Source organism: Bifidobacterium sp. W8114, assembly GCF_016101165.1.
Classification (GTDB): Bacteria; Actinomycetota; Actinomycetes; order Actinomycetales; family Bifidobacteriaceae; genus Bombiscardovia; species Bombiscardovia asteroides.
In genome coordinates this window covers 549,257-576,023 of the sequence record NZ_JACFRA010000001.1, presented here as the reverse complement: position 1 = coordinate 576,023, position 26,767 = coordinate 549,257, and the positions used below count along the sequence as shown (strand labels likewise).

Annotated in this window: 21 protein-coding genes and 4 tRNA genes; 7 read left to right on the top strand and 18 right to left on the bottom strand. The window is 62.8% G+C overall.

From position 1 onward, the window contains the following. Positions 1–77: 77 nt before the first annotated feature. The 10 genes from H3T89_RS02360 to H3T89_RS02315 form a co-directional block, all read right to left on the bottom strand. The gene (locus H3T89_RS02360) at positions 78–692 is read right to left on the bottom strand and encodes a preprotein translocase subunit YajC (RefSeq protein ID WP_198216119.1); all 615 of its coding nucleotides are present in this window, start codon (positions 690–692) and stop codon (positions 78–80) included. 66 nt (positions 693–758) lie between these two features. Next, positions 759–1,835, bottom strand: a complete 1,077-nt coding sequence (gene ruvB, locus H3T89_RS02355; protein ID WP_232348383.1) for a Holliday junction branch migration DNA helicase RuvB — start codon at positions 1,833–1,835, stop codon at positions 759–761. Between the two features lie 2 nt (positions 1,836–1,837). Further along, positions 1,838–2,449 (bottom strand): Holliday junction branch migration protein RuvA, encoded by a 612-nt coding sequence (ruvA, locus tag H3T89_RS02350; RefSeq protein ID WP_198203985.1) that lies wholly within the window; start codon positions 2,447–2,449, stop codon positions 1,838–1,840. A gap of 42 nt (positions 2,450–2,491) precedes the next feature. Next, entirely contained in the window at positions 2,492–3,073 is a 582-nt protein-coding gene (ruvC, locus tag H3T89_RS02345) for a crossover junction endodeoxyribonuclease RuvC (RefSeq protein ID WP_015021817.1), read from the bottom strand. A gap of 4 nt (positions 3,074–3,077) precedes the next feature. After that, on the bottom strand, positions 3,078–3,833 hold the full coding sequence (locus tag H3T89_RS02340; RefSeq protein ID WP_198203984.1) for a YebC/PmpR family DNA-binding transcriptional regulator: 756 nt from the start codon (positions 3,831–3,833) through the stop codon (positions 3,078–3,080). 61 nt (positions 3,834–3,894) lie between these two features. Then, positions 3,895–5,181: a glycosyltransferase family 4 protein gene (locus H3T89_RS02335; protein ID WP_198216118.1), complete on the bottom strand. Its 1,287-nt coding sequence runs from the start codon at positions 5,179–5,181 to the stop codon at positions 3,895–3,897. Then, positions 5,156–6,166: a phosphatidylinositol mannoside acyltransferase gene (locus tag H3T89_RS02330; protein ID WP_198216117.1), complete on the bottom strand. Its 1,011-nt coding sequence runs from the start codon at positions 6,164–6,166 to the stop codon at positions 5,156–5,158. The genes H3T89_RS02335 and H3T89_RS02330 overlap by 26 nt, the downstream gene beginning before the upstream one ends. Positions 6,167–6,170: 4 nt before the next feature. Further along, on the bottom strand, positions 6,171–6,845 hold the full coding sequence (pgsA, locus tag H3T89_RS02325) for a phosphatidylinositol phosphate synthase (protein WP_198216116.1): 675 nt from the start codon (positions 6,843–6,845) through the stop codon (positions 6,171–6,173). A 3-nt stretch (positions 6,846–6,848) separates the two neighbouring features. After that, positions 6,849–8,894, bottom strand: coding sequence for a threonine--tRNA ligase (gene thrS, locus H3T89_RS02320; protein ID WP_015021822.1), 2,046 nt, complete (start codon positions 8,892–8,894; stop codon positions 6,849–6,851). A 76-nt stretch (positions 8,895–8,970) separates the two neighbouring features. Further along, positions 8,971–9,801 carry a PAC2 family protein gene (locus H3T89_RS02315; RefSeq protein ID WP_198216115.1) on the bottom strand — a complete coding sequence of 277 codons (831 nt, stop codon included), beginning with the start codon at positions 9,799–9,801 and terminating at the stop codon, positions 8,971–8,973. Positions 9,802–9,963: 162 nt separating this feature from the next. Between H3T89_RS02315 and H3T89_RS02310 the strand changes: the two genes are divergently transcribed. From H3T89_RS02310 to H3T89_RS02295, 4 genes are all read left to right on the top strand, one after another. Continuing rightward, a tRNA-Gly gene (locus tag H3T89_RS02310) sits at positions 9,964–10,036 on the top strand. A gap of 27 nt (positions 10,037–10,063) precedes the next feature. Continuing rightward, a tRNA-Cys gene (locus tag H3T89_RS02305) sits at positions 10,064–10,134 on the top strand. A 23-nt stretch (positions 10,135–10,157) separates the two neighbouring features. Next, positions 10,158–10,229, top strand: a tRNA-Val gene (locus tag H3T89_RS02300). Positions 10,230–10,260: 31 nt separating this feature from the next. After that, a tRNA-Val gene (locus H3T89_RS02295) sits at positions 10,261–10,333 on the top strand. 588 nt (positions 10,334–10,921) lie between these two features. Here the strand turns inward: H3T89_RS02295 and H3T89_RS02290 are convergent. The 3 genes from H3T89_RS02290 to H3T89_RS02280 form a co-directional block, all read right to left on the bottom strand. Next, positions 10,922–11,575 (bottom strand): helix-turn-helix transcriptional regulator, encoded by a 654-nt coding sequence (locus H3T89_RS02290; RefSeq protein WP_198216114.1) that lies wholly within the window; start codon positions 11,573–11,575, stop codon positions 10,922–10,924. A 744-nt stretch (positions 11,576–12,319) separates the two neighbouring features. Next, positions 12,320–15,625, bottom strand: coding sequence for an RCC1 domain-containing protein (locus tag H3T89_RS02285; protein ID WP_232348382.1), 3,306 nt, complete (start codon positions 15,623–15,625; stop codon positions 12,320–12,322). A 224-nt stretch (positions 15,626–15,849) separates the two neighbouring features. Continuing rightward, entirely contained in the window at positions 15,850–16,725 is an 876-nt protein-coding gene (locus tag H3T89_RS02280) for an undecaprenyl-diphosphate phosphatase (protein WP_029678827.1), read from the bottom strand. A 145-nt stretch (positions 16,726–16,870) separates the two neighbouring features. Between H3T89_RS02280 and H3T89_RS02275 the strand changes: the two genes are divergently transcribed. Further along, the gene (locus H3T89_RS02275) at positions 16,871–17,665 is read left to right on the top strand and encodes a fructosamine kinase family protein (RefSeq protein WP_198216112.1); all 795 of its coding nucleotides are present in this window, start codon (positions 16,871–16,873) and stop codon (positions 17,663–17,665) included. A gap of 10 nt (positions 17,666–17,675) precedes the next feature. On the opposite strand, the gene dnaJ is transcribed toward H3T89_RS02275, so the two are convergent. Further along, positions 17,676–18,812: a molecular chaperone DnaJ gene (gene dnaJ / locus H3T89_RS02270; protein ID WP_198216111.1), complete on the bottom strand. Its 1,137-nt coding sequence runs from the start codon at positions 18,810–18,812 to the stop codon at positions 17,676–17,678. Positions 18,813–18,896: 84 nt separating this feature from the next. After that, entirely contained in the window at positions 18,897–19,970 is a 1,074-nt protein-coding gene (gene hrcA, locus H3T89_RS02265; protein ID WP_198216110.1) for a heat-inducible transcriptional repressor HrcA, read from the bottom strand. A 184-nt stretch (positions 19,971–20,154) separates the two neighbouring features. Between hrcA and tkt the strand changes: the two genes are divergently transcribed. Both tkt and tal read left to right on the top strand, forming a co-directional pair. Then, on the top strand, positions 20,155–22,257 hold the full coding sequence (tkt, locus tag H3T89_RS02260) for a transketolase (protein ID WP_198216109.1): 2,103 nt from the start codon (positions 20,155–20,157) through the stop codon (positions 22,255–22,257). A gap of 157 nt (positions 22,258–22,414) precedes the next feature. Continuing rightward, positions 22,415–23,524: a transaldolase gene (gene tal / locus H3T89_RS02255; RefSeq protein WP_015021831.1), complete on the top strand. Its 1,110-nt coding sequence runs from the start codon at positions 22,415–22,417 to the stop codon at positions 23,522–23,524. Between the two features lie 93 nt (positions 23,525–23,617). Here tal and hemH read toward each other — a convergent pair whose 3' ends face one another. From hemH to hemQ, 3 genes are read right to left on the bottom strand one after another with little or no spacing between them, the layout of a single operon-like run. Further along, entirely contained in the window at positions 23,618–24,541 is a 924-nt protein-coding gene (gene hemH / locus H3T89_RS02250; RefSeq protein WP_198216108.1) for a ferrochelatase, read from the bottom strand. Next, positions 24,534–25,931 carry an MFS transporter gene (locus tag H3T89_RS02245; protein ID WP_198216107.1) on the bottom strand — a complete coding sequence of 466 codons (1,398 nt, stop codon included), beginning with the start codon at positions 25,929–25,931 and terminating at the stop codon, positions 24,534–24,536. Before H3T89_RS02245 ends, hemH begins: the two co-directional genes overlap by 8 nt. Positions 25,932–25,935: 4 nt before the next feature. Then, a complete protein-coding gene (gene hemQ / locus H3T89_RS02240; RefSeq protein ID WP_198216106.1) occupies positions 25,936–26,694 on the bottom strand; it encodes a hydrogen peroxide-dependent heme synthase in 759 nt (252 codons plus the stop codon). Positions 26,695–26,767 lie beyond the last annotated feature (73 nt).

The window sequence follows — 26,767 nt, the reverse complement described above, 5'->3', positions numbered from 1 at the left end:
GTTGCCGGGGCCATCATACGCGCGCCGCGTTTCCGTTCAGAGTCAACCTGGCGGAAGGTGTGGCGCGCGTATAAGGTTCAGGACTTGGCGGAAGTCGAATCCGAAGTCTCGGACTCTTTGGATTCGTCGGAATCCTTGGATGCATCCGCGTCGGCAGCGTCTTCGGACTTCTCAGCAGTCTTGGCCTTGTCTGATTCGTTTTCAGGCTCCGACTGGGATTCGGCCTCACCCTTGTCCTCGGAAGCGGCAAAGTTCTGCGTGGCAGTATCGTCGGCAGCGGTTTCTTCACCATCGGCATTGTCGCTGGCATTGTCGTCGTCTTCAGCGGCGGTGACCTCTGCTGGGGCATCCGCGTCCTCGGATTGGCCTTCGACCTGCTCGGGCAGGGGGTTGCCGTTTTCGTCAACCTCGTCGTCGTGGACATAGGCGGGGACGATCGGCGGCCTGGTGATGGCCTGGATGCGCCAGCGGGACTGGGAACCCTCGGAGTCGATGACTACCTGCTCCTTCTCCAGGTCCACGGAGACGACCTTACCCAGAAGACCGGTGGTGGTGGCGACCTCGTCACCAGGCTGCAGAGACTCACGGAAGTCCTGGACGGCGGCCTGCTGCTGCTTACTTTTGCGGGAGCTTCCCCACATCATGGCGATCATCAGGGCGATGATGACGATCATGAAAATCATGGATCCCATGGTTGTTTCCACTCCTTGTTTCTTCGGATATCAAACGGCGATGCGCATTGCTGCGAAGACCCCAGTCTAGAACAGCTTCATGACATCCTCAGGTGGTTTGCGGCCCAGGTGCTCCCAGGCCTTGGAGGTGGCTACACGCCCTTTGGGTGTGCGTACCAGGAAGCCCTCGCGCACCAGGTAGGGCTCACAGACCGTCTCGACGGTTTCAGCCTCCTCGCCTACCATGGCGGCCAGGTTGTTCAGGCCCACGGGACCGCCGTCGAAACTGTTGACGATGGCCTTGAGAACGGCCAGATCCAGGCGGTCCAGCCCCTCGGAGTCAATCTGGTAGAGGGCCAGGGCCTGCTTGACGTCATCAGGACCAACCTGGGGAAGATCGTGGACTATGGCCCAGTCGCGTACACGGCGCAGCAAGCGGTTGGCAATCCTGGGCGTGCCACGGGAGCGCAGGGCCAGCTGATGAGCGGCATCATCCTGCAGGACGATACCCAGGACCCTGGCCGACCGCTCGACCAGCTTCTCCAGCTCCTCCTGCGGGTAGAAGTCCAGGTGTGCGGTGAAGCCGAAGCGGGCCCGCAGGGGCGAGGGCAGCATGCCCTCACGGGTGGTGGCGCCGATGACCGTGAACCTGGGCAGGGTCAGCGGAATGGAGGAGGCTCCGGGGCCCTTGCCCACCATGACATCCACCCGGAAGTCCTCCATGGCGATGTAGAGCAGCTCCTCGGCGGCCCTGGGCAGACGGTGGATCTCGTCGATGAAGAGCACCTCGCCGGCCTCCAGGGAGCTCAGGATGGAGGCCAGGTCGCCGGCATGCTGGACGGCTGGGCCCGAGGTGACACGGATGGGCACATCCAGCTCGTGGGCAACAATCATGGCCAGGGTTGTCTTGCCCAGGCCAGGAGGGCCCGCCAGGAGGATGTGATCGGGTGCCACGTCCCGTTTTTTGGCAGCCTCCAGGAAGAGCCCCAGCTGGGCCTTGAGCCTGGGCTGGCCGATGAATCCGTCCAGGTTTTCCGGTCTCAGCTCCTCGTCGCTGACCGGTTCGCCCTCGATGGGCCTGGCCGAGACCATCCGCAGGGATTCCTCCTGGGCGTCGCCATTCTGGGAATCGATGTAACCCGTGGTCATCTGCTTGTCAGCCATGGTCAGCGCCCCCTGTCCAGCCGGGTCAGAGCCTGCTTGAGCACCTTGGGAATGTCGGCCGACTGCAGGGGCAGGGTGTAGTCGCCCTCTTTGCAGGTCTGCTCCACGGCCTGTTCGGCATCGCGCTGCAGCCAGCCCAGGGAAATCAGTCCCTCAACCACCTGGTGGGCGCCGTCGTCCGTCTGGGCGGGTCCCTGTCGGCCTTTGCCAGCATCCAGATCCAGCTTGCCGGAGAGTTCGAGTATGATTTTCTGAGCGCCTTTCTTGCCTAGACCCGGCGCCCGGGACAGGACCGCAGCATCGCCGTCAGCCACGGCCTGGGCCAGCTGGTCCGAGTTCAGGGTAGAGAGGATGGACAGGGCCACTCGAGGTCCGATGCCGCTGACCTTCTGCAACTGGGCGAAGAGGGATTTGGATGTGCGGCTGAGAAACCCGTAGAGGGTCAGCGCATCCTGGGTCAGGGACAGGACTGTGTAGACGGTGACTGTGGATTCGGCCCGCATGGAGGCCAAGTCCGACTGGGGCATACGCACCTCGAAACCCACTCCCGAAACATCGATGACAGCAGAGCCCGTTTCGATGGCGGCCACCCGCCCAGTCAGCATTGCCAGCACTTGATCACCCCTCGATGAAATCGAACGTCTGTTCGAATCAGCTTACATGTCTCGCTGGACTCCCCGGTGCCTGCCGTATTTGGCAGAGGCTTGGGCCCACTGACGCTGGGCCTGGGTCAGATGTTCCTCGCGTTCCCCGCCCTGGATGGCACCGGCGGGCCGTAAGGCGTGGCAGATGGCCTGGGCCAGAGCATCTGCCGCATCGGCGGGTTTGGGCAGTTGGTTGAGCCCGAGGATGCGGGCCACCATTCGCTGCACCTGAATCTTGTCAGCCTGCCCGTTGCCCGTCACGGCCATCTTGGCTTCGGTGGGTGTGTGCAGGGCCACGGGAATCCCCCGCTGCGCCGCTCCCAGCATGGCAAGCCCGGCTGCCTGGGCCGTGCCCAGCACGGTGTTGTGATTTGATTGGGCGAAGACCCGCTCGATGGATACCACATCGGGGCTGAAACGGTCCAGGGCGGCCGTCAGCCCCTGGTAGATGGCCAGCAGGCGAAGATCCTGGCTCTGTTCGGGGTCTGAGCGCACGACGTCCACATGAACAAAGGAAAGCCGGCGCGATGCACCGGCTTCAATGACGCCAACGCCGCATCGGGTGAGCCCCGGGTCGACGCCGAGAACAATCATAGGGTCACTCGTCGTCCAACTGGGCCATGACCTCGTCAGGGGCGGTCCAGTTGCTGTAGATCTCCTGCACGTCGTCCAGGTCGTCCAGGTTGTCAATCAGCTTGGATACCTTGCGGGCGGAGTCCAGGTCCAGGGTGACCTCGCTCTTGGGGTTGAGGATCAGGTCGGCGGAGTCGTAATCCATACCGGCATCCTGCAGGGCCTTACGGACGGTGACCATGTCGCCGGGGGCAGTCAGCACGGTGTAGCTGTCGCCGTTGTCCTGCACGTCCTCGGCACCGGCCTCGGCGGCCTTCTCGAAGACCGTATCGTAATCCAGGCCCTCCGAGGGGACGATGATCTGGCCCTTGCGTTCGAAGTTGAAGCTGACCGATCCGTTCTGGGCCAGGGAGCCGCCGCCCTTGGTCAGGGTGGAACGGACCTCGGCGGCCGCGCGGTTACGGTTGTCGGTAAGGCACTCGATGATGATGCCCACGCCGGCAGGAGCGTAGCCCTCGTAGACGATGGTCTCGTAGTTGGCCGCTCCGGCCTCCTCGCCCGAGCCGCGCTTGACGGCCCTGGTGATGTTGTCCGCGGGCACGGAGGACTTCTTGGCCTTGACGATGGCGTCGTAGAGGGTGGGGTTGCCGTCGGGGTCACCGCCGCCGGTGCGGGCAGCGATCTCGATGTTCTTGATCAGCTTGGCGAAGAGCTTGCCACGCTTGGCGTCGATGGCTGCTTTCTTGTGCTTGGTGGTCGCCCACTTCGAATGCCCTGACATATGTCTCCTGACGGTACGAATGCGTAAACGAATGGAATTCTAGTTCCGCTCTTCGACAATTTTACGGGTTTTCAGGCCCGTTCGTGGGGGCTTCATCGTAAGGAGAACCAGCCTTCCGGCCCACCAGTCTGCCCAGCAGGCCACGGCGATGATCGGGCCGGGCCGCCAGGGCACGGGCATAGACATCCAGAACCTGGTCGGTGACCCGCTCCCAGTCGTAGTCGCTGGCCCGACGCATTCCGCACGAGGCCAGGTTCAGCCGTGCGGGTCGGTCATCCAGCAGGCTCAGGATCACCCGGGTGCAGTCCTGGGGGTCCCCGATGGCGAACAGACGCGCGCTGTGGCCCTTCTGGGAGACATCCTCGAAGGCCGGCAGGTCCGAGGCCACCACCGGGCAGCCAGCAGCCATGGCCTCGACCAGCACGATGCCAAAGCTCTCCCCCCCGGTCTGCGGGGCCACATACAGATTCAGGCTGTGATAGAAGGAGGCCTTGTCCTCGTCGCTGATCCGACCCAGGAAGGTGAAGTGTCGGGCCAGTCCGGGATCGACGGCTTCAAGTATTTTCCGTGCCTCCGCCTGGCCGTCCCCAGCGCACAGGAAGCGGGCTCCGGGCACGCGCTGCAGAATGGCAGGTGCGGCCTGGGCCAGAATCCTGAACCCCTTGCGCTCCTCCTTCATCCGTCCCAGGAATCCGATGGTGGGCTCCCGCTCGCTCCCCTGCCATTCTGGTCGCGGCCGGGCATTGCGCAGGGCTCGGGTCTCGATGCCGTTGGGGATGATCTGGCTGGGTATGCCCGGTTCCAGTAGATTCTTGGCGTTCTGCATGGCCGAGGGACTGACGAAGATGGCGTGGCTGATGTTGGCCAGATATCGGCGCAGGTAGCGCCTGGTCAGTCTCAGTGCCAGCGGCGTCGAATCGAAGGCCGCATGGAAGGTGGCCACATAGGGGCAGGGAATGAATCCGGGCCTCAGAGGCTTGTGGCTCAGGGAGGGGACCTCGGGCTCGTGCAGGTGCAGGATGTCGAAGTGGCCCTGTCTGACCCACTGCCTGGTCTTGTGGCCGGCCACGCCAAAGTAGCTCAGGTTGGCCACGGATCCGTTGTAGGGAATGGAGAAGGAGGAACCGGTGGTCTGCACCCAGAGAGGCATGTCCTGTGTGCGTCGGCCCGGGGCCAGGACCTGCACCTGGTGGCCACGGTCCATAAGATGCCTGGCGAAGTCGCGGATGTGCAGTTGGACGCCGCCCGGGGTTTCGAAGGAGTAGGGCGAGATGATCCCCACCCGCAGGGGCGCCTTGATGGCGGCCCGCTCCGGCTCCTGCTCAGGCCTTTGCTCGGGTGCCTTCATGCCCGTCACCTCCCTTGTTCTTGGATGCCTGGGCCAGGATGAAGTCCGGCAGGTCGTGCATCCGGGAAAGATCCAGATCCTCAAGGAAAATCGGCTGGAGCATGTGCCAGTCCTCGGGATGTTCGCGAATGCCCTGGGCCCACTGGTCCACCCATGCCTGGGTCAGGTCGTTGATGGCCTGCTCCCGGGGCATGTCCAGGTAGGGCTCGATGGCGATGGGCCCATCCACCTGGCAGACATAACCATAGGGGGCCTTGGCCTGCCGGCGGCGCTCCCCCGTCAGCCTTTCCCTGTGCATGTTCACGGTATACAGGGGCAGATGGGCATCCAAGGCGATGACGGCAGGACCTGCGGCCACACGAATCCAGGAGTCGAAGGCCTTGACGAAGACGCCTCGGCGGCTCAGATCACGGTCGGCCAGCAGGGGCACCACCTGGTCAGGCTTCCGCAGCAGGGTCGTCAGACGGCCGGTGATGTCCGGCTCGCCGGTCAGCAGGATGTTCATGCCCAGACGGCGACGGATGTCCGCAAAGGTGTTGAGCATGCCTTGGTCCCTCAGCCGCTCCGCGACCGTGGTGACCTGGCCGACCGTGGAGCAGGCCCAGAAGCCCGCGTAGTCCCAGTTGCCCTGATGGCCCATGCCGATGGGCAGGGAGCGCAGGCCGATGTCGGTCTTGGCCGGTGTCGGGTAGGCGTTGCCGCCACCGTGTATACGAGCCAACAGCTGCTCCTTGGTGCGTGCTCCCACGGTCAGGGCCTCGACGAAGTAGACGAAGTAGGAGCGCATGCCCTGGCGCGAGGTGCGCCGCAGGCTGCGATGATCGGCCTCTGGCATGACATGGGCCAGGTTGCGCTCCAGCTGTCTGACGCCGCCTATCCGGAAGAGCCAGCAGAGGTCGGCCGCTGCCAGGAAGAGGCCGCGCAACAGCCCCTCGGGCATCAGACGCGCGTGCTGCGCCAGAAAGATGAGCAGTCGGTCCGGCATAGGCTCACTCGTGGTTGGGATTGGCAGGCTGCGGGTTGCGGCCCATGTCCTTGGCGACGTGGCTGATCCGCTGCCAGACGGTGACGATGCCCAGCAAAGCCAGCAGGACCAGGAAGCAGCTGAGCACGGCCAAGGGCAGCCCGGCACCGGTCAGGGCCATGCCCACCAGGATGATGACCAGCCGGTCCGACCTGGTGGCGATGCCGTTCTTGGCCTCGAAGCCCTCGGCCTCGGCCCGGGCCCGGGCGTAGGAGGTGACGAAGGAGGTCATGATGGCGAAGAGCGCAGCAGCCATGCCCACCTGGGCCCAGATGTCGGGACCCTGGTGGCTGCCATCGGCCACCCAGGCCAGCTCGTGGCGGCGCAGGTAGATGATGACCCCGGTCAGGACGGCCCAGTCGGCTATCCGGTCAAGGGTGGAGTCCAGGAAGCCCCCAAACTGGGTGCCACCGCCGGTCAGTGCGGCCACGGAACCATCCAGGGAGTCGAAGGCCACCAGGATGGCCAGGACGATGGCCCCGGGCAGGAGCCAGCCGGTGAACCCGGTCACGATGGCAACCAGTGTGGTGCCTACGGCTCCGATGATGGTGACACCGTTGGCGCTCACGCCCAGACGAACCAGGCCGCGGGCGATGGGGGCGATGATGCGCTTCCAGGGGCGCCGTAGATGCTCGAACATTGGTCAGTCCTGACTGCAGGAGGTGTTTGCTCGGAAGTCGTCCGCCGAGTTGATCTGGGCGCGGACCTTGATGGCCTCGTTGATCCAGGCGCGGGCCTGCTCCACGGGCACGCCGTTGAGCTGGCTGCCGTCGCGGAAGCGGAAGGAGACCGCGTTCTTGGAGACATCCTCCTCGCCGGCGATCAGGATGAAGGGGGCCTTGGACTTGGCCGCGTTGCGGATCTTCTTGCCGAAGCGGTCGTCGGAGCGGTCGATCTCGCAGCGGACCATGTCATCGCGCAGCTGGTCCAGCAGGTGCTCCAGGTGGGGGGCGAACTCGTCGGCCACGGGCACGGCCTGCACCTGGACCGGGGCCAGCCAGGCTGGGAAAGCGCCGGCGTAGTGCTCCAGCAGGATGGCGAAGAAGCGCTCGATGGATCCGAAGAGTGCCCGGTGGATCATGACCGGACGCTGGTGGGAGCCGTCGGCGGCGATGTACTCCAGCTGGAAGCGCTCGGGCAGGTTGAAGTCCAGCTGAATGGTGGAGACCTGCCAGGTGCGTCCGATGGCATCCCGGGCCTGCACGGAGATCTTGGGCCCGTAGAAGGCGGCGCCCTCGGGGTCGTCGACCAGCTCCAGCCCGGAGTCCTTGGCCACCTCGGCCAGGGTGTTGGTGGCCTCCTCCCAGACCTCGTCGGAGCCGACGAACTTGTTGGGATCCTTGGTGGACAGCTCCAGGTAGAAGTCGTTGAGGCCGAAGTCCTTCAAGACCTTGAGCACGAACTGGAGCAGGTTGGTCAGCTCCCCCTTCATCTGGTCCCTGGTGCAGTAGATGTGGGAGTCGTCCTGGGTCAGGCCGCGCACGCGGGTCAGGCCGTGGACCTCGCCGGACTTCTCGTAGCGGTAGACAGTGCCGAACTCGAACAGCCGCAGGGGCAGCTCCTTGTAGGAGCGCTGGCGGGACTTGAAGATCAGGTTGTGCATGGGGCAGTTCATGGGCTTCAGGTAGTAGTCGAAGCCCTGGCGGGTGACCTTGCCGTTGGCGTCCTTCTCCTCGTCCAGGTGCATGGGCGGGTACATGCCGTCCTTGTACCACTGCAGGTGGCCCGAAATCTCGTAGAGGTGGCCCTTGGTGATATGCGGGGTCTGCACGAAGGAGTAGCCGTTGCGCCGGTGCATCTGACGGGAGTAGTCCTCCATGGCGTTGATGACGGCCGCGCCCTTGGGGTGGAAGACGGGCAGTCCGGGCCCGATCTCGTCGGGGAATGAGAAGAGGTCCATCTCGGCGCCCAGCTTGCGGTGGTCGCGGCGTGCGGCCTCCTCCAGACGGGCGGCGTAGGCCTTCATGTCGTCCTTGTTGGCCCAGGCAGTGCCGTAGATGCGCTGGAGCATGGGGTTCTTCTCGTCCCCGCGCCAGTAAGCGGCTGCCGTGCGCATGAGCTTGAAGCTGCGGATGTAGCGGGTGTTGGGCAGGTGGGGGCCCCGGCAGAGGTCCTTCCAGACCGTGTTGCCCTCGCGGTCCAGGTTGTCATACATGGTCAGCTCGCCGCCGGTGGCCACCTCGGTGGCCTCCTCGCTGTTGATCTCGGCCTCCTTGGCTCCGATCAGCTCCAGCTTGTAGGGCTGGTCGGCCTCCTCCTTGCGGGCCTCCTCCTCGGTGACCACGCGCCGGCGGAAGCTCTGGGAGGACTTGATGATCCGCTTCATCCGCTGCTCGATCTGCTTGAGGTCGTCGGGGGTGAAGGGCCTGTCCACGTCGAAGTCGTAATAGAAGCCATCCTTGATGGCCGGACCGATGCCCAGCTTGGCGTCCGGACGAATCTCCTGGACGGCCTGCGCCATGACGTGGGTGGCCGAGTGCCGCATGATGGCCAATCCCTGGTCGCTCTCCAGGGTGATGGGCTCGACCTTGTCGCCCTCATGCAGGGGTGTGTAGAGGTCACGTGGCTGCCCGTTGAGGTCGACGGCGATGATGTCCTTGTCGTCAGCAAAAAGCTGGACGCCGGTCTGATCCGCCGCCACCTCCTTTCGTTCGCCCTTGACGATGATGGAGATGCTCGACTGTGTCATGAATGCCGTCCTTGCTATCGGAGCCCGCGTTACAGGGTGCAGGCTGGACATGGTTATCGAGCCACAGCCTAGGTCGTCACTCAGACAAGGAGGGGCCTTTGTTGCCCATGGAGCGCAGATAATCCTCGGCTTCCCGGACCAGCTCCTCGGCGGCCGGCTCGTCCACCTGGGCCTGGTCGACATCCATCTCCAGACGGTGGACGTAGTTGGCCAGGTCGTCGTTGCAGCGCAGCAGCATGCCGGCCTGGGCCTTCCATTCGGCGGCCTTGTGGGGCAGCTCCCCCTCGTCAAGGTGGACACCAAGCATGGCCGAGAGTCTTTGCAGGAGCTGCAGGGTGCCCTGGGCGCACTCGTCGCTGCCCAGGTACTGGGGCACGGAGACCCAGATGGACTCGGTGCTGTAGCCGTCCTGGGTGGCCAGGGCATCCAGGACGGTGGGGATTCCTATGGGGCCGGAGTGACCGTCGGTGTCGGTCTTGGGCTGGTCGCCGGCCAGATCGTCGATGGGCAGGGGCCTGGTGTGGGGGCAGTCGGCGAACATGGCGCCCAGGGTGATGATGGCCTCCGCCTCGTCGTCTTCGGCCCAGTGGATGCTGCGTCGGCAGAAGTCGCTCCAGTGGTAGTTGGGCTCCGGACCCATCTCCAGCAGGAGAGTGTGGGTGTCATCAATCTGCACCCGGTAGATCTTGGCGGAGGGCCAGATGATCCGCCGCCGACCCTGCACATGGCAGAGCATGGGCCGTGACATCTGATAGTCGTAGAACCCGTCGCCCGGAATGCTGCCGATCTCGTGGGACTCGTAGACGTTCAAAAGGTGGCGGATGACGTTGGTCGAGGCTGAGCACGCATCGTTCCAGCCATCGAAGGCGGCCACCATGGTGCAGTGCTGCCTGGCTTCTTCACTCATACCTCTCACCCTACCGGTAGGAAGCCTTGTATTGCGCGGCTTTGCCATCAGCGGAGGGTGGCTCTATGACGCGGCGACACGCGCTTTTTGCCAAGTGCGGAGGTCTACGCTACAGTAGTGCAACGTGCTTCGGCAGTCACCACCACGGTGAAAGTTGAATGTGCGGGCATAGCTTAGTTGGTAAAGCGCGACCTTGCCAAGGTCGAGACCGCGGGTCCGAGTCCCGTTGCCCGCTCGAGGTTTCGAGCAGTTTAACCAATACGGTGGGTTAGCCAAGCGGTTAGGCAGCGGCCTGCAAAGCCGTATAGACGAGTTCGACTCTCGTACCCACCTCTCTCTCGAAACGAGAATGACCCGGGCGGTTGGCGCAGAGGTAGCGCACTTCCCTGACACGGAAGGGGTCACTGGTTCGAATCCAGTATCGCCCACGAGGATCACTTCGGTGGTCTTTTCCAATCCGGGCGATTGGCGCAGCGGCTAGCGCACTTCGTTCACACCGAAGGGGTCGCAGGTTCGATTCCTGCATCGCCCACCTGGATTTTCTACCTCTCCCCTATCTCCTTTCTAGTGATAGTCATCAGTCAGTGTTTGTTGGTTTGCAAACCTTATCAACTCTCATTGATATTCGACTCGCAGATTACTGAATCAGGAATTTAGCTAATAAATTATTGTTACCAATCCATCCAAGGTTTACTGTTCAGGCTCGCTTAGAGCAGCCAATCCCGCTGAATTGCGCACTGTCTGGCGCTTGCAATGCCGGTTGTCATTGCGGATAGCGAACGGAGTGTTGAGCATGTCCGGGACCTTGTGATAATTTGCTCTTAGCAACAGGTCGGGGGACCTGCCAGAAACGGGAGTACCTGATGCATCCTTGAAGAGGTGATAGTATGAAGAAAGGCCTAGGCCAATGAGGGCACGTAACTAGCCTGGCTGATTCTGCAATGCATCACAGCTTGAGGAAACTGTGGGCTCCCTGTTTTACCTATGTCATACTTGCGTGGTCTGTCTGTGTGGCCACGTCCCGGTTGTCGCCAGTGGCGACAACCGTGCTGTAAAGCTCCTCCGGCGGCACAGAAATATACCCCCCTCTCCTGCCGCCGGAGGTTTTACTTTTTAGGCCCTATTTGAGGGCCTGCAGGTACCGGTAGAGGGTGGGGATCGAAATCTTGAGCTCGGGGGCTACGATGCCCACCGCGCCCTTGATGAGGAAGATGCCCCGGTCCTTGATGTTGCGGATGATGTCCAACCTGTCCTGCTTGGTCAGCTTGTCCATGGGGATGTTGAACTGGCGGACCTCATCCCGGGTGATCCTGCGGATGTTCTCCGCGGGCTCCTCGCTTATGTGGCTGCGCGAGGTCTCCGTTGAGATCTGCACATCGTCGGAGTCGATCGAGGACAGGGTCTGCAGCACATGGGCGGCCTGCTGCAGCTCGGTGATGTTGATGCTGATGCAGAGCAGGCCAATGACGGTTTGCTCCAGGTTGCGGACCAGGTAGGAGGAAACGCGGAACTCGTGCTTGTTCAGGCGGCGCCCACGATAGTCGGAGACGAAGTCGGCCCCGTCCTGGTCGGCCCGTATGGCCAGTTGGAGCGTCTGATCAGTAATCCCGTCACCCAGGGAGCGTCCGGAGAGCTGCCCGTTGCGGATGAAGACGATGGAATTCTCCGGGCGGGTGATGTCATGCACAACAATCTCGGCCATAGGACCGAAGGAATCGGCTATGAATTCTGCCAGGGGAAATACCTCTTCAAGGTTGTCTACTGTGAAATGCATGGCTGATCCTCAACATCCTAACAGGGCGGCTTGTAGCCACCGGTTGGTGCTGCGGGAAGCGAAAGGTATTGGATGGCGTGATATGGTCCATCACCTCCATACCAGCCAATCGGCCTCCTCTAATCCCGTATATTAGACCTTCTTTTGCGCACTTCAGTCCTTTGCATACGGCCTATTGAGACCGCAGGAGTGCCGAAGTGCCGAAGGAGTTTTCATGGTAACGCATCAAGGCAGCTGAATCTTGCTTTTCGTAAACCCGGCCAGTCGTAACGGACTCGGCATCGTAGCGGAGCTGCTTGACACGAATCCTGCAGGCCAGAAAGACGGCGGAAACCTGGTAATCGTGGAAAACCGAGTGATTCAGAAGCCGAGCATCATTGCCTGTAGCGTGTCTATGACAAAGTACAGGAATAATGTGAATCTGGTCATATTATTCGGGATCGGCTGGATTTGAAAGCGACTTTGCCATAGATGTTGAACGGGCTGATACGATACATGCCTATATGAGCAAACAGTAGCCGGGCTGGCTATGGGTTTCTGCCAGTGGCCAGCCTGGCCGCTGTTCCTCCTCTCTGAGGCAGGGCGGGGGCGTGCATGCCTGCCCTTGGCTTCTTTCTGCAGAAGTGTGGTGGGGGCGCGAGAGGAAGTGTCAGCTTTCTTGGGGCTGAGCCTTCAGGGACACTTTTCCTCTCAGCTCCCCCTATGTGGCCGGGGGCGGGGGGATTGATACGCCTCCCGGCCTGTCTACTCGTGCGAAGCGTGAAGCAGCTGGTGCTGTTCTCTTCGGTGGCGGCGTGAGGCCAGGACCCCGCACATGCCAGTCATGCCGGTGCTCAGGGCCAGCAGGATGCCTTCCCCTCCGGCTCTTGGGAGCACGCCTGCGGGCAGGTACGTGTATCGGAGGGAGGTGTCCGGCGTTTGGGGTGTACCGCCCAGCGTGTAGTCCACGCTGACCGTGACCATGCCCGGCTGGTGTGCGGGCGTGAGTACGCTGACGCTGCCGCCATCGCCGCTTTTCAAGTTCGTGCCGGGGCTGGTGTCGAATCTGACGCCGGTTATCACCGGCGGCAGGTTGAACACCACCGGCACAGGAACAAGACTCCCGGCTTTGTTGTTATTTGAGCCTGTAGGGATGCTGTTGTTGCCGAGCTGGCCATAGCCGTTGTCTCCCCAGGCGTAGGCGTTGCCGTCACTGCCCAAGGCCAGCGAATGATATTGCCCGGTGCTGACCAGTACGGCTTTCAGTCCCTTGCTTGTGTCAGTGGGGCTGGCGGAATCAGACACAAGCACGGGAACAGTCGAATCCTTGCTGCTGTTGTTGCCGAGCTGACCCTTGCTGTTGTATCCCCAGGCGTAGACGTTGCCGTCACTGCCCAAGGCCAGCGAATACCAGAATCCGGCTGTGACATTTACAACTTTCAGCCCTTTGTCCGCATCATTGGGGCTGGCGGGGTTGCGCACGCGCACAGGATTAGGATTCGGGCTAAAGAGTCCGCTTTTGCTGTTGTTTCCGAGCTGGCCATAGTAGTTCCATCCCCAGGCGTAGGCGTATCCGTCGCTGCCAACGGCCAGCGAAAACTGGTATCCGGCACCGATCTGTGTATAGGTAAAATCCGTGGGCGTGCCTGTAGGTGTCCCCACTTTGACCGGCGTAGCTCGGTCGGTGCTCGTCCCGTCGCCGAGCTGGCCAAAGTTGTTTAATCCCCAGGCATAGACGTTCCCGTCGCTGCCCAGAGCCAGCGAATGAAAAGCTCCGGCACTGATCTGCACGTAGCTGAAATCCGTGGGCGTGCCTGCAGGCTTCTTGACCCTGACCGGCGTATGCCGTTCGGTGGTCGTCCCGTCGCCGAGCCGGCCATAGCCGTTCAATCCCCATGCGTAGGCGTTTCCGTCGCTGCCCACGGCCAGCGAATGATAGCTTCCGGCGCTGACCTGCACGTAGGTGAAATCCGCAGGCAAGTCCGGATACGTCTTGCGATCAGGCTGCTTCACCATGACCGGCGTAGACCGGGCGTTTTCGGAGGTTGTCCCGTCTCCGAGCTCACCCTGCTTGTTGCCTCCCCAGGCGTAGGCGTTGCCGTCGCTGCCCACGGCCAAAGAAAAACCAAAGTCTGTAGCCGGGACGAATGATGATGCGCTGACCTGGCTGAATCTGATGCCTCGCCTGGCGCTGTCTGGCGGGGTGATGGTCGTGGATTCGCCGCCCAGTTGACTGCCCTTGTCGGGACTGATGCTCCATGTGCTGTTCCGGCTTTTCGGCGTCCACTTAGCGGTCAGGGTCAGGTTCTTGTCGACGGGCTTGCTGAAATCATAGGCGATCTGACCGATGAACCACCCGTCGAACAGGAAGCCCTCACGCGCCGGGTCTGGGGAGGGCCTCTTCACCCTGCCGTTCGGAGTGGCGAAATTCTGGTCTGCTGGTTCTGGTTTTCCTCCGCCCGTATCGAAGTGGACCGTGAGTGTGGATCGTGGTTCAACGTCTCGTGTCAGCGGCTGGTCGACCGTGTACTTCAGGCTCCTGGTGAAGGGCTGGCCGTCCTGCCTGCCGGTGATGGTGATGGCGGCTGGTCCCGGCTTGTGGGCGGGTATGTTCGTCTGCCATAAGTCGTTGTTCCTGGTGAGTTTGAGCGGCTGGCCGTCCATGCTGGCTGTTTCCAGGCTGGGCACCTGGGTTGTGTCGAGTCTGGCTGGCTTGCCGGGCTGACCCTGCTCGTCCAGGCTCCACGCGAACATGTTGCCCTGCCGGTCGATGGCGGTGATCCTGCTGCCGGCCTTGACGGCCTGCATGTACTGCTGGCTCCCGTCATCCGCCCGGATGGGTGTTTCACCGGGCTTCCAAGCCCAGATGCGGCCTTTGGAATCAACCAAAGCTGCTTGTGTTGTATTGACGCTTATTGCTGTCACGGCAGAATGATCGGGCAAGAACAGCGATTCTGTCTGGCTTTGTCCATTGTCTAGATAGCTGGTCTGGCCTGTCGAGTCCAGCAGCACGAAGCCATGATGCATGGATGATACCTGAACAATGCGGTTGGCAAGCTTGATTGGTTGGATCTGTTTAGCATCAGTAGCCGCCGGCTTCCAAGTCCAGACCTGGCCCTTGTTATCCAAGGCGAGCAGGCGGTCCGCATTACCAGTCACCTTGACTGCCAATGCCTGTCTGGGCAAACTTATGGCCTTTCCTGTTGACTCACCCATATTGGTCCAAACATGGACTTTACCGTTTTGGCCCACAGCTATGAGGTGGTCAGCAGCTATGGCAATGCTGGCGTACGTTGTGGAGTCTGAGACGAGCAAAGCTGGCGTATCCTCGCTCTTATTCCAGGTGTAGATGCGGTGGTCCTGGCTCAAGGCCGCGTAGCTATCACCAACGACTCCAGCTATGAATCGCATGTCGTCGGACGCATTTGAAGGTGATGGCACCTGAACAGGCATTTCAGCGTTCGGTGTCCAGGTGAATAGGCGGCCATCGCCGGTCATGCCGATCAGCTTGTCGTCATAGGCTGCCAATGTGCTGAAGGAAAGCGAATCCGCATTCGGGGGTGTGATGGTGATGCTGGTGTCACCAGAAGCCGGAGCATGGTCAGGATTGAGCGCCCAATTAGAAACAGGGGTCCACCTGGCCTTCAAGATGATGTCCCTGGTGATCGGGGTGTGGAAATCCATCAGTGTGTCACGCTCGGACCAGCCGTCAAACCGGTAGCCGTCACGCTTCGGATTATCAGCAGGTGGTGATGCCAAGGCTCCATCCTGCACGGTCACGCGTTCAGATCTGGTCCCATCGGCGGGGTCGAACACCACAGTGTGCGAATCGGTAGAAGGCTGGCTTTCGATAGGTGGAGAAGGGCTAGACGGGGAGATTCTCGGGGATTGGGAAGGACCAGTTGGAGACTGACTAGTAGAAGGGGAAATTGATGAAGTCGTCAGCGGCGAGGGTGAAGGCAGACTGGAAGGTTGTAGATGGCCTAGGGAACCGTCATCTATTTGATCAGGATAGCTGCCCTCTCCCTCGTTGGCATCTGAAACAGAGGCGAAGACTGTGCCGGTTGCCATGCCGGTCAGCAGCAGGGGTATCAGCAATAATGCTGATAGTAGTGACCTTAGGCTAAACCTATGGATACAAAAATCGGCAGACGTCGACAACGAAGCCACGGCAAACCTCCCCAAAGAATGCAGGATGCCCACTGACCCCTGTCCCCCGCAACCTTGGGCATCACGTGGCCAAATCCTATCACGTAGCCAAGTGAGCGTCGAATCCCCCGGCAGTTCACCCAGGCTCAGCTGGCCGCCACGCCGCCTACTGCGGGCAGGGCGCCGACCATGAGCATGATGGCCACGAAGATGGCCAGGCCGATCCGGTAGATGACGAATCCCCGGTAGGAGAAGCGCGAGACGATCTTCAAAAAGGCGATGATGACGATGTATCCCAGCAGGAAGCTGACCACGGTGGCGCAGATGGTGGCCCCCCAGCCAGGGAAGGCGGCGTCCGCGTTGATGTTTTTCAAGGATTTTACCGTCTCGAGTATGCCGGCGCCGAAGACGGCGGGAATGGCCATGAGGAAGCTGACCCGGGTGGCGGACTCGCGGGTGTAGCCCAGGGCGCGGCCGAAGGTCATGGTGCCGCCCGAGCGGGATACGCCGGGGATAAGGGCCAGCATCTGCCCGATGCCGAAGAGCAGGGCGTCCCGGGCGCTCATCTGGCGGATCTCCTTGTTCTGGCGGCCGTGGCGGTCGAAGTAGTCCAGCAACAGGCCGAAGACGATCAGCACCACCACGGTGATCCAGAGGTTGCGCAGCTTGGTCTCGATGATCTTCTGGAAGAGCAGGCCAGCCACCACGATGGGCAGGGTTCCCAGAATGATGTACCAGCCCAGGGCCGCGTCATGGTCCTTGGAACCCATCCGCTCGCGCCAGGAGGAGCCGTCCTTGCCGGCCAGGCAGCGGAACCAGTGGGTCAGTATGCGGGCGATGTCATGCCGGAAGTAGAGCAGGACCGCCAGCTCGGTGCCGAATTGGATGATGGCCGTGAAGGCCGCGCCCGGATCCTGGCCCAGCAGGCCGCCCACAATGCGGATATGGGCGCTGGATGAAACGGGGAAATACTCCGTCAGGGCCTGCACCAGGCCGAACAGAATGGCTTCGAAGAAATTCATGGACCCCTCTTGCTATGTCGGACAACAATGGCAAGCATAGCCACCGCGCAGGGCAGGCAGAGCCAAGGGCCGGGCATGTCTCGCAGAATGCCCACAATGGGTCTTGTCGGAATCGACGACTCGACGAATAGGGGTGTGGATCATCATGGCCAAGACCTACAGAAAATCCAGGGGCGGGGCCCCGGCGGGATTCTTCGAGTGCGAGGGGCGCGGGCTTCAATGGCTGGGTCAGGCCCAGGCGCAGGGCGGTCCCCGGGTGGTGGATGTCTATGACTGGGGCCCGGACTACCTGGACATCGAGGAGGTGACCTCCGCCTCCCCCACGCCTGGCGCGGCCTACCGCTTCGGCGCCCAGCTGGCCCATATGCATGATGCCGGGGCCGACCACTTCGGTTCCGCGCCCGAGGGCTACACGGGCACCTGCTACTTCGGACCCCTGCAGGATCCGCTGCCCATGGACGTGGGTGACTGGGAAGACCCGGCCACCTACTGGGGCGAGGGGCGGCTGGAGCCCATGGTGGGCATGGCCATGGATCGGCGTGCCCTGAACCGCGATGACATGAAGATGACCGAAGAGGTGATTCAGGCTCTGCCGGAGCTGCTGGGCGCTGCCGCCAAGGACAAGCCCGCCCGGGTCCACGGGGACCTTTGGAGCGGGAACGTCATGTGGACCAGGAACGACGGGAACACCCAGGCCGTCCTGATCGACCCTGCGGCCCACGGCGGCCACCGCGAGGAGGACCTGGCCATGCTGCAGCTGTTCGGCATCCCCTACCTGGGGCAGATTCTGGACGGCTACCAGAGCGTGCACCCGCTGGCGGCCGGTTACCGGAACCGGACCACGCTCTGGCAGCTCTACGCCATCGCCGGGCACTGCGCTTTCTTTGGCGGCGGTTATGTGAGCGAATACAGGTCCATGTGCCGGTCGCTGCTGGGCTGAATCAGCTGACTCAGCTGAAGATGTCCTTGAGCTTGCCGAAGATTCCCTTGCGGCCCCCCACTCCGGCAGGCTTGGCACTCTGCGGGACCTGCTTGGCTTCGGAGTCGTGGCTGTTGGCGAAGTCCTCAATCAGGCGGCGCTGATCGTCGTCAAGCTTGGTGGGGATCTGGACCAGCACGTGGACGATGATGTCGCCGCGCTCCTCCCGGTTGCCCAGTCTGGTGACGCCCAGGCCCTTGATGGTGATCTCCTGGTCGGGCTGGCAGCCGGCGGGAATGTCCACCTGGCGCTGACCGTCGAAGGTTTCCAGGTCAACCTGGTGGCCCAGCACGGCCCAGGTCATGGGCACGGCAATCCAGCAGTGCAGGTCCTGGCCGCTGCGGGTGTAGTGCTTGTCGGGCTTGATGCTGATGTCCACATACAGGTCGCCGGCTGCGCCGCCGCCCTCGCCCACCTCTCCCTGGGAGGCCAGCCGCAGCCGGGAGCCGTCAGCCACGCCTGCGGGCACGTTGACGCCCACCTCGCGCCTGGTGCGCACACGGCCATGGCCGTTGCAGACCGGGCAGGGGTGCTCGATGATGGTGCCGTGGCCCTCGCACCGCTCGCAGGGTGCCTGGCTCATCATCTGCCCCAGCAGGGTCCGTACCACCTTCTGGGCATAGCCCTTGCCGTTGCAGACCGGGCAGGTCACCGGCGAGGTTCCCTTCTGGGCCCCCGAGCCGCCGCACTCCTGGCAGAGGCCGTAGGTGCTGATGGGGGTGCGCACCACGCCGCCGAAGATGGCGGTCTTCATGTCCACGGAGACCTGGGCCAGGGCGTCCCGGCCGGGCTGGGTGCGCGGAATGGGCCCTTGGGTGGTGCCCCCGAAGCCGCCGCCGAAGAACTGGTTGAAGACGTCGCCCATGTCGAAGGGGCCGCCTGCCTGGGAGGCCTGGGGATCGTTGGGGTCCACGCCCGCGTCGTACATGCGCCGCTTTTCGGGGTCGGAGAGCACCTCGTAGGCGCTGTTGACCTCCTTGAACTTGTCCTCGTATTCAGGCCCGGCGATGTCCGGGTGGTACTTGCGGCTCATCTTGCGATAGGCACGCTTGATGTCCTGATCGCTCGCGCCGCGCTCGACTCCCAAAACCTCGTAGTAATCTGCCACCGATCATCCTTTTCGTTTGATGCCCTCTCGACCCATAGTTGCATGGGCCCACGATACCTATGACTTATGCGTTTGCCTTGACGGTCACGGTTCCCCGTCGCCGGCCAGGAAACCGGTCAGATAGGAGGCCACGGCACGAACCGCGCTCATGGTCGCCGGATAGTCCATATGGGTCGGGCCGATGGAGCCTACAAAGGCGACCGGCTCGTCGGCTTCGGAGCCGTCGGTCTGCCTGGACCGGGCATGCCCGTATCCGCTGGTGACCACTGAGGCGTGGGCCAGCTCAGGGGTCCGGGTCTCGGTGCCGATGGCCACACTGACCCCATTGCTCTCACGTGAGAGCTCGCTCTGGGCCCGCATGAGCCGCATGAGCACCACCTGCTCCTCCAGGGCGTCCAAGAGTGAGCCCAAGTCTCCCAGGGAGACGGCCTGGCTGTGGGTCAGCTGTGAGGTGCCGGCCATATAGAGGCCGCTGGTCTGCTCCCGGGTGGCCATCTCGTCGAAGACCGTGGCCACCAGGCGCAGCATGGATTTGTCGCGGCCCTCGGCAAGGGAGTCGGCCAGCAGGCGGCAGCGGTCGGCGGCGCGGTCCAGGGGCAGGTCCTGGCACTGCCTGTTGATCTGGTCGGAGAGGTCCGCCAGGGCGTTCGGATCCTCCTGCAGGGGCCCGTGCAGGGTGCGCTGGACCACCCGGCCGGTGTCGGTGATGACCACCATAAGTACGGTCCCCCGGCTCAGTCCTATAAGCTCGGCTCTGCGCAGGTTCGAGCTGGCCAGGGAGGGCGAGGCCACCACGGCGATCTGCCCGGTAATCTGGGCCAGAAGCCGGGCGGCGTGCTGCAGGGTGTCCTCAAGGTTGACCGACCCGGACAGGAAGGCGTTGATCCCCCGGCGCTGGGCGGCGGACAGGGGCACGATGGTGGCCAGCCTGTCGACGAAGTAACGGTAGCCCTTCTGGGTGGGGATGCGGCCGGCCGAGGTGTGGGGCTGGATCAGGTAGCCCTCGCTCTCCAGGGCCGCCATGTCGTTGCGCACGGTGGCGGAGCTGACTCCAAGCTGATGATTTCTGGTGAGCGAACCCGACCCTACCGGCTCGCGAGAACGGATATAGTCCTCGACGACCGCGCGCAGCACCAGCATGCGTCTGGTATTAGGCAATGTCGCTCCTTCCGTCATGGTTTCATTATTAGCACTCGGGTCATGAGAGTGCCAAAACGTCGTGCGAAGAGCCGAATTGTGTCGTCTCAAACCGATACGATGGAAACGCATAGTGAAGGTAATCGAACATTTTCGACACAAGTCGAACATGGAGACCTCTACATTGGAAGGAAAGCAGCACCATATGGCAGATTTCACATGGTCCGAACTCGATGAGCGGGCTGTCAAGATGGCCAAGGTCCTCTCGGCCGACGCGGTCGAGAAGGCCGGAAGCGGCCACCCCGGCTCCCCTATTTCGCTGGCGCCCATCGCCTACGCGCTCTACCAGCACTTCATCCGTCACGACCCCAACGACCCCGACTGGGTTGGGCGTGATCGGTTCATTCTTTCCGGCGGCCACGCCTCGCTGACCCAGTACGTGCAGCTATACTTCTCCGGATACGGACTGACCCTGGACGATCTGAAGCGCTTCCGCACCGCCGGCACCAGGACCCCCGGCCACCCCGAGTACGGCCTGACCCCCGGCATCGAGATGACCACCGGCCCGCTGGGCCAGGGTCTGGCCTCGGCCGTGGGCTTCGCCTATGGACAGCGTTACGAGCGCGGTCTGCTGGATCCGGACGCACCCGAGGGGCAGTCCCCCTTCGACCATAAGGTCTGGGTCATCTGCGGCGAGGGAGACGTCGAGGAGGGCGTCTCCTCCGAGGCCAGCTCCCTGGCCGGCGACCAGCGCCTGGGCAACCTGACCGTCATCTTCGATGCCAACCACATCCAGATCGAGGGCGACACCCGCATCGCCCTGGGTGAGGACATTCTCAAGCGCTACCAGGCCTACGGCTGGTACACCGACGAGTTCAGCTTCATCCAGCCCGACGGCTCCTACAAGGAGGACGTCGAGGGCCTGGCTGCCGTCCTGGAGAAGGCCGAACAGGTCACCGACCGTCCCAAGTTCATCAAGGTGGACACCCTGATGGCCTGGCCCACCCCCGGCAAGACCAACGATCCTTCAGCCCACGGCTCCGCCCTGGGTGCCGAGGCCGTCGCCGGTCTGAAGAAGACCCTGGGCTACGACCCTGAGCAGAGCTTCCAGATTGATGAGGAGGCCTTGGCCCACGCCCGCGAGGTCGCCCAGCGCGGCCTGGCCGCCCACAAGGACTGGGACGAGAAGTACCAGGCCTGGCGCAAGGCCAACCCCGACAAGGCTGCCCTCTATGACCGCATCCATGCCGGCAAGCTGCCCGAGGGCTTCGATAAGGCCCTGAACGACCTGGAGTCTGGCTTCGAGCCCGGCTCCAAGGTGGCCACCCGCAAGGCCTCCGGCGCGGTCATCAACGCCCTGGCCCCCATCATGCCCGAGCTCTGGGGAGGATCCGCCGATCTGGGCGGCTCCAACAACACCAACATCAACGGTGCCGTCTCCTTCGCCCCCGAGGCCGACAAGACCGTCCAGTGGCCCAAGGCCAGCAAGTACGGCCGCCAGCTGCACTTCGGCGTGCGCGAGTTCGGCATGGGCGCCATCACCAACGGCATCCTGCTGGGTTCGGACACCAGGCCCTACAACGGGACCTTCTTCCAGTTCAGCGACTATGAGCGCCCCTCGGTGCGTCTGGCCGCCCTGATGGACATCCCCAACCTGTATGTGTGGACCCACGACTCCGTGGCCCTGGGCGAGGATGGCCCCACCCACCAGCCCATCGAGCACCTGACCGCCGTGCGCGCCATCCCCCAGATGGAGGTTGTGCGCCCGGCCGACCAGTACGAGACCGCTGAGGCCTACCGCGCCTTCTTCGAGAAGGACAACACGCACCCCACGGCCATGATCCTGACCAGGCAGGGCGTGCCCACCCTGGAGGAGACCAAGGCCAAGGCCCGCGAGGGCGTCCGCAAGGGCGCCTACGTGCTGGTCGACACCGAAGGCCAGCCCGACGTACTGATCATGGCCACCGGTTCCGAGGTGCAGCACGCTGTGGCAGCCTCCAAGACCCTGGCCGAGCAGGGCGTCAAGGCCCGCGTCATCTCCGTGCCCTCGCTGGAGTGGTTCGAGGAGCAGGACGACGAGTACAAGGAAGCTGTTCTGCCCGCCTCCGTCAAGGCCCGCGTCTCCGTCGAGGCCGGACTGGCCACGCCCTGGTACAAGTACCTGGGCAGCTATGGCAAGCCCGTCTCCATCGAGCAGTTCGGCCTGCAAGGAAGCGGCGATGAGAACATGCGCGACCTGGGCATCACCGCCGATCATGTGGTCGAAGCAGCACAGGCCTCCCTGGAGGAAGTCCGTCGGGCCAACTGAACCCGGCATCGTGATCAATAGGGGGGCCGTCCGTGACGCCGGCCCCCTCCCCTTGCAGGCACGCCCGAAACGCGGGCCTGTGGGAATACAGCAACAGACTTCCCGGTAGTGCATAGTGAATGTGATTCCATCGGGAACCCAAATAAGGAGTGACAAGATGGCAGAAAATGCAAACACCCAGCGCACCAGCGATTCAGGTGTCTCGATCTGGCTGGACGATCTGAGCCGCACCCGCATCGAATCGGGCAATCTGCAGCAGCTGATCGCCGAGCGCAATGTGGTGGGCGTGACCACCAACCCCTCGATTTTCCAGAAGGCACTGAGCCAGGTGGGTCCCTATGACGAACAGCTCAAGCAGCTGGGCCGCATCCCCGTCGAGGAAGCCGTCCGCGAGCTGACCACCACCGACGTGCGCAACGCCACCGACATCTTCCGGGAAGTTGCCGAGAAGACCGACTATGTGGATGGACGTGTCTCCATCGAGGTCGATCCTCGTCTGGCCCATAACACCGAAGAGACCGAGAAGCAGGCCGAGGAACTCTGGGCCAAGGTCGACCGTCCCAACGCCATGATCAAGATTCCCGCCACTTTGGAGGGCCTGCCTGCCATCACCGCCACCCTGGCCAAGGGCATCTCGGTCAACGTGACCCTGATCTTCTCCCTGGAGCGCTACAAGCAGGTCATTGACGCCTTCATCGAGGGCATGGTCCAGGCCGACAAGAACGGCCATGACCTGAAGCACATGGGCTCGGTCGCCTCCTTCTTCGTCTCCCGCGTGGACACCGCGGTTGACAAGCTGCTGGAGGCCAATGGCTCGGACGAGGCCAAGTCCCTGGAGGGCAAGGCCGCTGTGGCCAACGCCCGCCTGGCCTACGAGCTCTTCGAGAAGGCTTTCGACAGCGATCCCCGCTGGGCCGATCTGGAAGCCAAGGGCGCCAAGCGTCAGCGTCCGCTCTGGGCCTCCACCGGCACCAAGAACGCCGCCTACTCCGACTGCAAGTACGTGGACGAGCTGGTGGCCCCTGACGTGGTCAACACCATGCCTGAGAAGACCCTGAACGCTCTGGCCGACCACGGCAACGGCGCTCCTTCGGTCAAGGGCACCTACGAGGAGAGCCACCAGGTGATGCAGAAGCTGGCTGACCTGGGCATCAGCATCAAGGACGTGACGGACAAGCTGGAGGCCGATGGCGTCGCCGCCTTCATCGACTCCTGGGATTCGGTCCTCTCCGACGTGCAGAAGGGCATCGACCGCGTCAACGGATGAACGCCTGACTGACAGCTGCTGACTGACACTCGCTGCCAATAAAGATTGTGCCCCCGTCCGGCTCAAACCGGACGGGGGCACAATTCGTATCAGTTACTCGGCCTTGGTCTCCTCGACCACCTGCTGCAGGGTGGCGATCAGGGCTGGGCTGTCGTTGGGCATGTTCAGCCTGGTCAGGGTGCCGCCGGCGGATTCGATGGCCTTGGCCAGCTCCATGTCCACGTCGTAGCAGATCTCCAGGTTGTCGGCGATGAAGCCGATGGAGGCGGAGACAATGGTCTTCATGCCGCTCTTGGTGATCAGATCCTTGGCCACGGTGACGAAATCAGGCCCGATCCAGGGCTCCTGGGTGCGGCCTGCCGACTGCCACGCCAGTACGTACTGGTCCTCATTGAGACCGGCTGCCCGAGCCACAGCATTGCTTAGGCCGATGACCTCATCCTTGTAGGGGTCCCCTCCCTGGATGATGCGCAGGGGCAGGGAGTGGGCGCTGAAGATCACCTTGGTGTCCGGCCGGTCGGTCAGATCCTTCTTGGCCACCAGCTGGTCGCTCCAGAAGTGGATCAGCTCCTGGTGGTTCCACCAGGACCGCACCGGCAGGTATTCCATGCCCGGATGGGCCTCGACGGCCTTGCGGGCACGGTTGTGGTAGTCCTCGCTCGAATAGGAGGAGTACTGCGGGGCCAGTGGCAGGCCGATGACCCTGGTGATGCCGTCGGCGGCGATCTGGTCGACCGCATCCTTGATGAAGGGGGTGATGTACTTCAGCCCCTCGTAGACCTTGTAGGCGCCGGGATGGGCCTTGTCCAGCGCAGCCTGGAGGCCGTCGCGCTGGGCCGTGGTGATCCTGGCCAGGGGCGAAGGCAGGCCGATGGCCTTGTAACGGCCGACCAGCTGGTCCATGAGCGGCTTGGGCGGCTCCTGCCCATGGCGGATGTTGGTGTAGTACCCCCTGATGTCGGACTCCTGGTAGGGGGTGCCGTACGCCATGAGGAGGACTGCTGTAGGTTCAGTCATCAGCAACTTCTTTCTGTGAAAATGGAATGCAGTATGTCAGGCCGATATTGACCAGGGCTATGACGATGACCACCAGGAACATGTTCCTGTAGGAGGCCAGCCCGGCCTGTCCGCCCGCCTTGCCCAGCTCAATGGCTGAGGCGAAGAGCAGGGGGGCGATGGTGGTGCCGATCTTCTTGCAGGCCGACAGCCCGCCGATGGCCTGCATACGGTTCTCGGGCCCGGCCAGCCTTCCGGCGATGACCTGGAGTGGCGAGGACATCATGGAGCCCATGCCCACCCCCATCAGGAAGGACAGGACCATGAAGAGCTGCAGGTTGTGCAGGGTAAGGGTGATCACCAGGGCCATCAGGCCTATCAGCGATGAGGAGAAGACGAGCGTGGTCCGATAGCCGAACTTGTCGACCAGGAGCCCGCCAAGCCAGGACCCGACCACAGAGCCGAGCCCGACGCCAACCATGACCATGCCGGCCGAGCGGACCGGGAGCCCGAAGACGGAGTGGACGTAGGTTGGAATGTAGACGAAGAGGGAGAAGAACATGCCTCCCAGGGTCCCCAGCAGCAGGGTGAGTCCATAGGAGGGCAGCTTGAGCAGGCGGATGGGCAGGAAGGGCATGGTCTCGCTTGAACCGCCAAGATTGCGCTCATGCACCAGGAAGACCGCGCCGGCCACCACGGTGACCAGGAGGCATCCGATGATCAGGGCCAGATAGGCGGTTCCGTACTGCAGGAAGGTGATCGCCACCATCAGCAGGGCCAGAGCGATGCTGAAGGAGCCCAGGCCCAGGTAGTCGGTCTTCCAGGCGCGGTCGGTCTGGGAGTCGCCCATCATGAACCAGGCCAGGATGAACAAAATGGCCAGGAAAGGCAGCATCATGAAGTAGTAGGCCCGCCATCCGTGGGTGATGCCCAGGAGCATGCCCGAAAGGACCGGGCTGACCATGGCGGAAAGACCGGCGATGATGCCCACCGTGGAGACCTTCCTGCCCTGGTTGTTCCTGCGGGCGCGCTGCAGCAGGACGTTCATGGACAGGACCATGATGCCGCTGTCTCCCAGGGACTGGATGAACCGGCCCAGCAGCATGACCGCATAGTTGGGCGAGACCGCCGTCATCAGACATCCAAGGAACCAGAAGGCCAGCTCCCAGAGGAAGACCTTCCTGGTCCCGTGGGCGTCGGAGAGGTTGGAGGTGATGGGGGTGCCCACCACCAGTCCCAGGGTGTAGAGTCCGACCACCCAGGAGGAGCCCATGGTGGTCAGGCCGAAGGTCCGTGTGATGGACGGCAGCATGGTCGGCACCGCTCCCCCATCCAGCTGGGTGATGAAGACGATGACCATGAAGAACCATATGGGCGTGGAAAGGATCGATCTTCGCTCTCTTGTCGTCATGGTGCTACTGTCCCATCTGATCCGTGAGCAGCCTGTCAATGCGCTCGGGATCGGTCTGGGTGCCTACCAGGAAATAGGGGAATTCGCCGTAGATGGAGCTGGCTTCGATGTAGCGCATCTCGGTGACGATCTTCTTGAATTCGACGGGGTCGTCGGCAAAGAGGGTGACGCCCCACTCGTAATCGTCCAGGCCGATGGAGCCCGTCAGGATGATGGAGACCCTGCCGGCGTAGGAACGGCCGATCTTGCCGTGGTCGTGCATGTAGGCCTTGCGCTGGTCGTAGGGCAGCGTGTACCAGTTGGCGCCCGGAACGCGGGTCTTCGACATGGGATAGAAGCAGATGTAGGGCTTGTCGGGCGTCTTGGGATGAAGGCTGGCATTGACATAGGACCATCCACGGTCCGTGGTCGGCTTGCCCGAGTAGAGGCCCACTTCAGTGACCGACACATAGGAGATGGTCGGCTCCAGATAATCGGACAGGCGCAGCTTCTCCAGGGCGGTCTCGACCTCCTGCAGCTGATCCAGGGTCTCTCTGAGAACCATCAGGCCCAGGTCGGCTTTTTGCCCGTTGACCCGGCACCAGTAGTGGCTTCCCTGGCCCTGGGACTGGACCTGGTCCAGCTGTGCGGCCAGAGCCTTGAACTCATTCAGGCATTCCCGGCGTTGATCCTGGGGCACTCGGCGCCACTTGGCCCAATCGATCTTCCAGAAGAGGTGGAGACAGAACCAGCCCTCCAGGCTCGGTGCAGCTTGCTCAGCCATGAGCACTTCCTTTCGCTTGCTTGGCTTGCACGACATTGTGTGGTGCGCCGCTCGTCAGGCACACCGTTCTCTA

What these genes read in the sequence shown, in the direction of transcription:
- H3T89_RS02360 (WP_198216119.1), bottom strand. Translation starts at nt 692, where the DNA reads ATGGGATCCATGATTTTCATGATCGTCATCATCGCCCTGATGATCGCC.
- ruvB (WP_232348383.1), bottom strand. Translation starts at nt 1,835, where the DNA reads ATGGCTGACAAGCAGATGACCACGGGTTACATCGATTCCCAGAATGGC.
- ruvC (WP_015021817.1), bottom strand. Translation starts at nt 3,073, where the DNA reads ATGATTGTTCTCGGCGTCGACCCGGGGCTCACCCGATGCGGCGTTGGC.
- H3T89_RS02340 (WP_198203984.1), bottom strand. Translation starts at nt 3,833, where the DNA reads ATGTCAGGGCATTCGAAGTGGGCGACCACCAAGCACAAGAAAGCAGCC.
- H3T89_RS02335 (WP_198216118.1), bottom strand. Translation starts at nt 5,181, where the DNA reads ATGAAGGCACCCGAGCAAAGGCCTGAGCAGGAGCCGGAGCGGGCCGCC.
- H3T89_RS02330 (WP_198216117.1), bottom strand. Translation starts at nt 6,166, where the DNA reads ATGCCGGACCGACTGCTCATCTTTCTGGCGCAGCACGCGCGTCTGATG.
- pgsA (WP_198216116.1), bottom strand. Translation starts at nt 6,845, where the DNA reads ATGTTCGAGCATCTACGGCGCCCCTGGAAGCGCATCATCGCCCCCATC.
- thrS (WP_015021822.1), bottom strand. Translation starts at nt 8,894, where the DNA reads ATGACACAGTCGAGCATCTCCATCATCGTCAAGGGCGAACGAAAGGAG.
- H3T89_RS02315 (WP_198216115.1), bottom strand. Translation starts at nt 9,801, where the DNA reads ATGAGTGAAGAAGCCAGGCAGCACTGCACCATGGTGGCCGCCTTCGAT.
- H3T89_RS02290 (WP_198216114.1), bottom strand. Translation starts at nt 11,575, where the DNA reads ATGCATTTCACAGTAGACAACCTTGAAGAGGTATTTCCCCTGGCAGAA.
- H3T89_RS02285 (WP_232348382.1), bottom strand. Translation starts at nt 15,625, where the DNA reads ATGGCAACCGGCACAGTCTTCGCCTCTGTTTCAGATGCCAACGAGGGA.
- H3T89_RS02280 (WP_029678827.1), bottom strand. Translation starts at nt 16,725, where the DNA reads ATGAATTTCTTCGAAGCCATTCTGTTCGGCCTGGTGCAGGCCCTGACG.
- H3T89_RS02275 (WP_198216112.1), top strand. Translation starts at nt 16,871, where the DNA reads ATGGCCAAGACCTACAGAAAATCCAGGGGCGGGGCCCCGGCGGGATTC.
- tkt (WP_198216109.1), top strand. Translation starts at nt 20,155, where the DNA reads ATGGCAGATTTCACATGGTCCGAACTCGATGAGCGGGCTGTCAAGATG.
- tal (WP_015021831.1), top strand. Translation starts at nt 22,415, where the DNA reads ATGGCAGAAAATGCAAACACCCAGCGCACCAGCGATTCAGGTGTCTCG.
- hemH (WP_198216108.1), bottom strand. Translation starts at nt 24,541, where the DNA reads ATGACTGAACCTACAGCAGTCCTCCTCATGGCGTACGGCACCCCCTAC.
- H3T89_RS02245 (WP_198216107.1), bottom strand. Translation starts at nt 25,931, where the DNA reads ATGACGACAAGAGAGCGAAGATCGATCCTTTCCACGCCCATATGGTTC.
- hemQ (WP_198216106.1), bottom strand. Translation starts at nt 26,694, where the DNA reads ATGGCTGAGCAAGCTGCACCGAGCCTGGAGGGCTGGTTCTGTCTCCAC.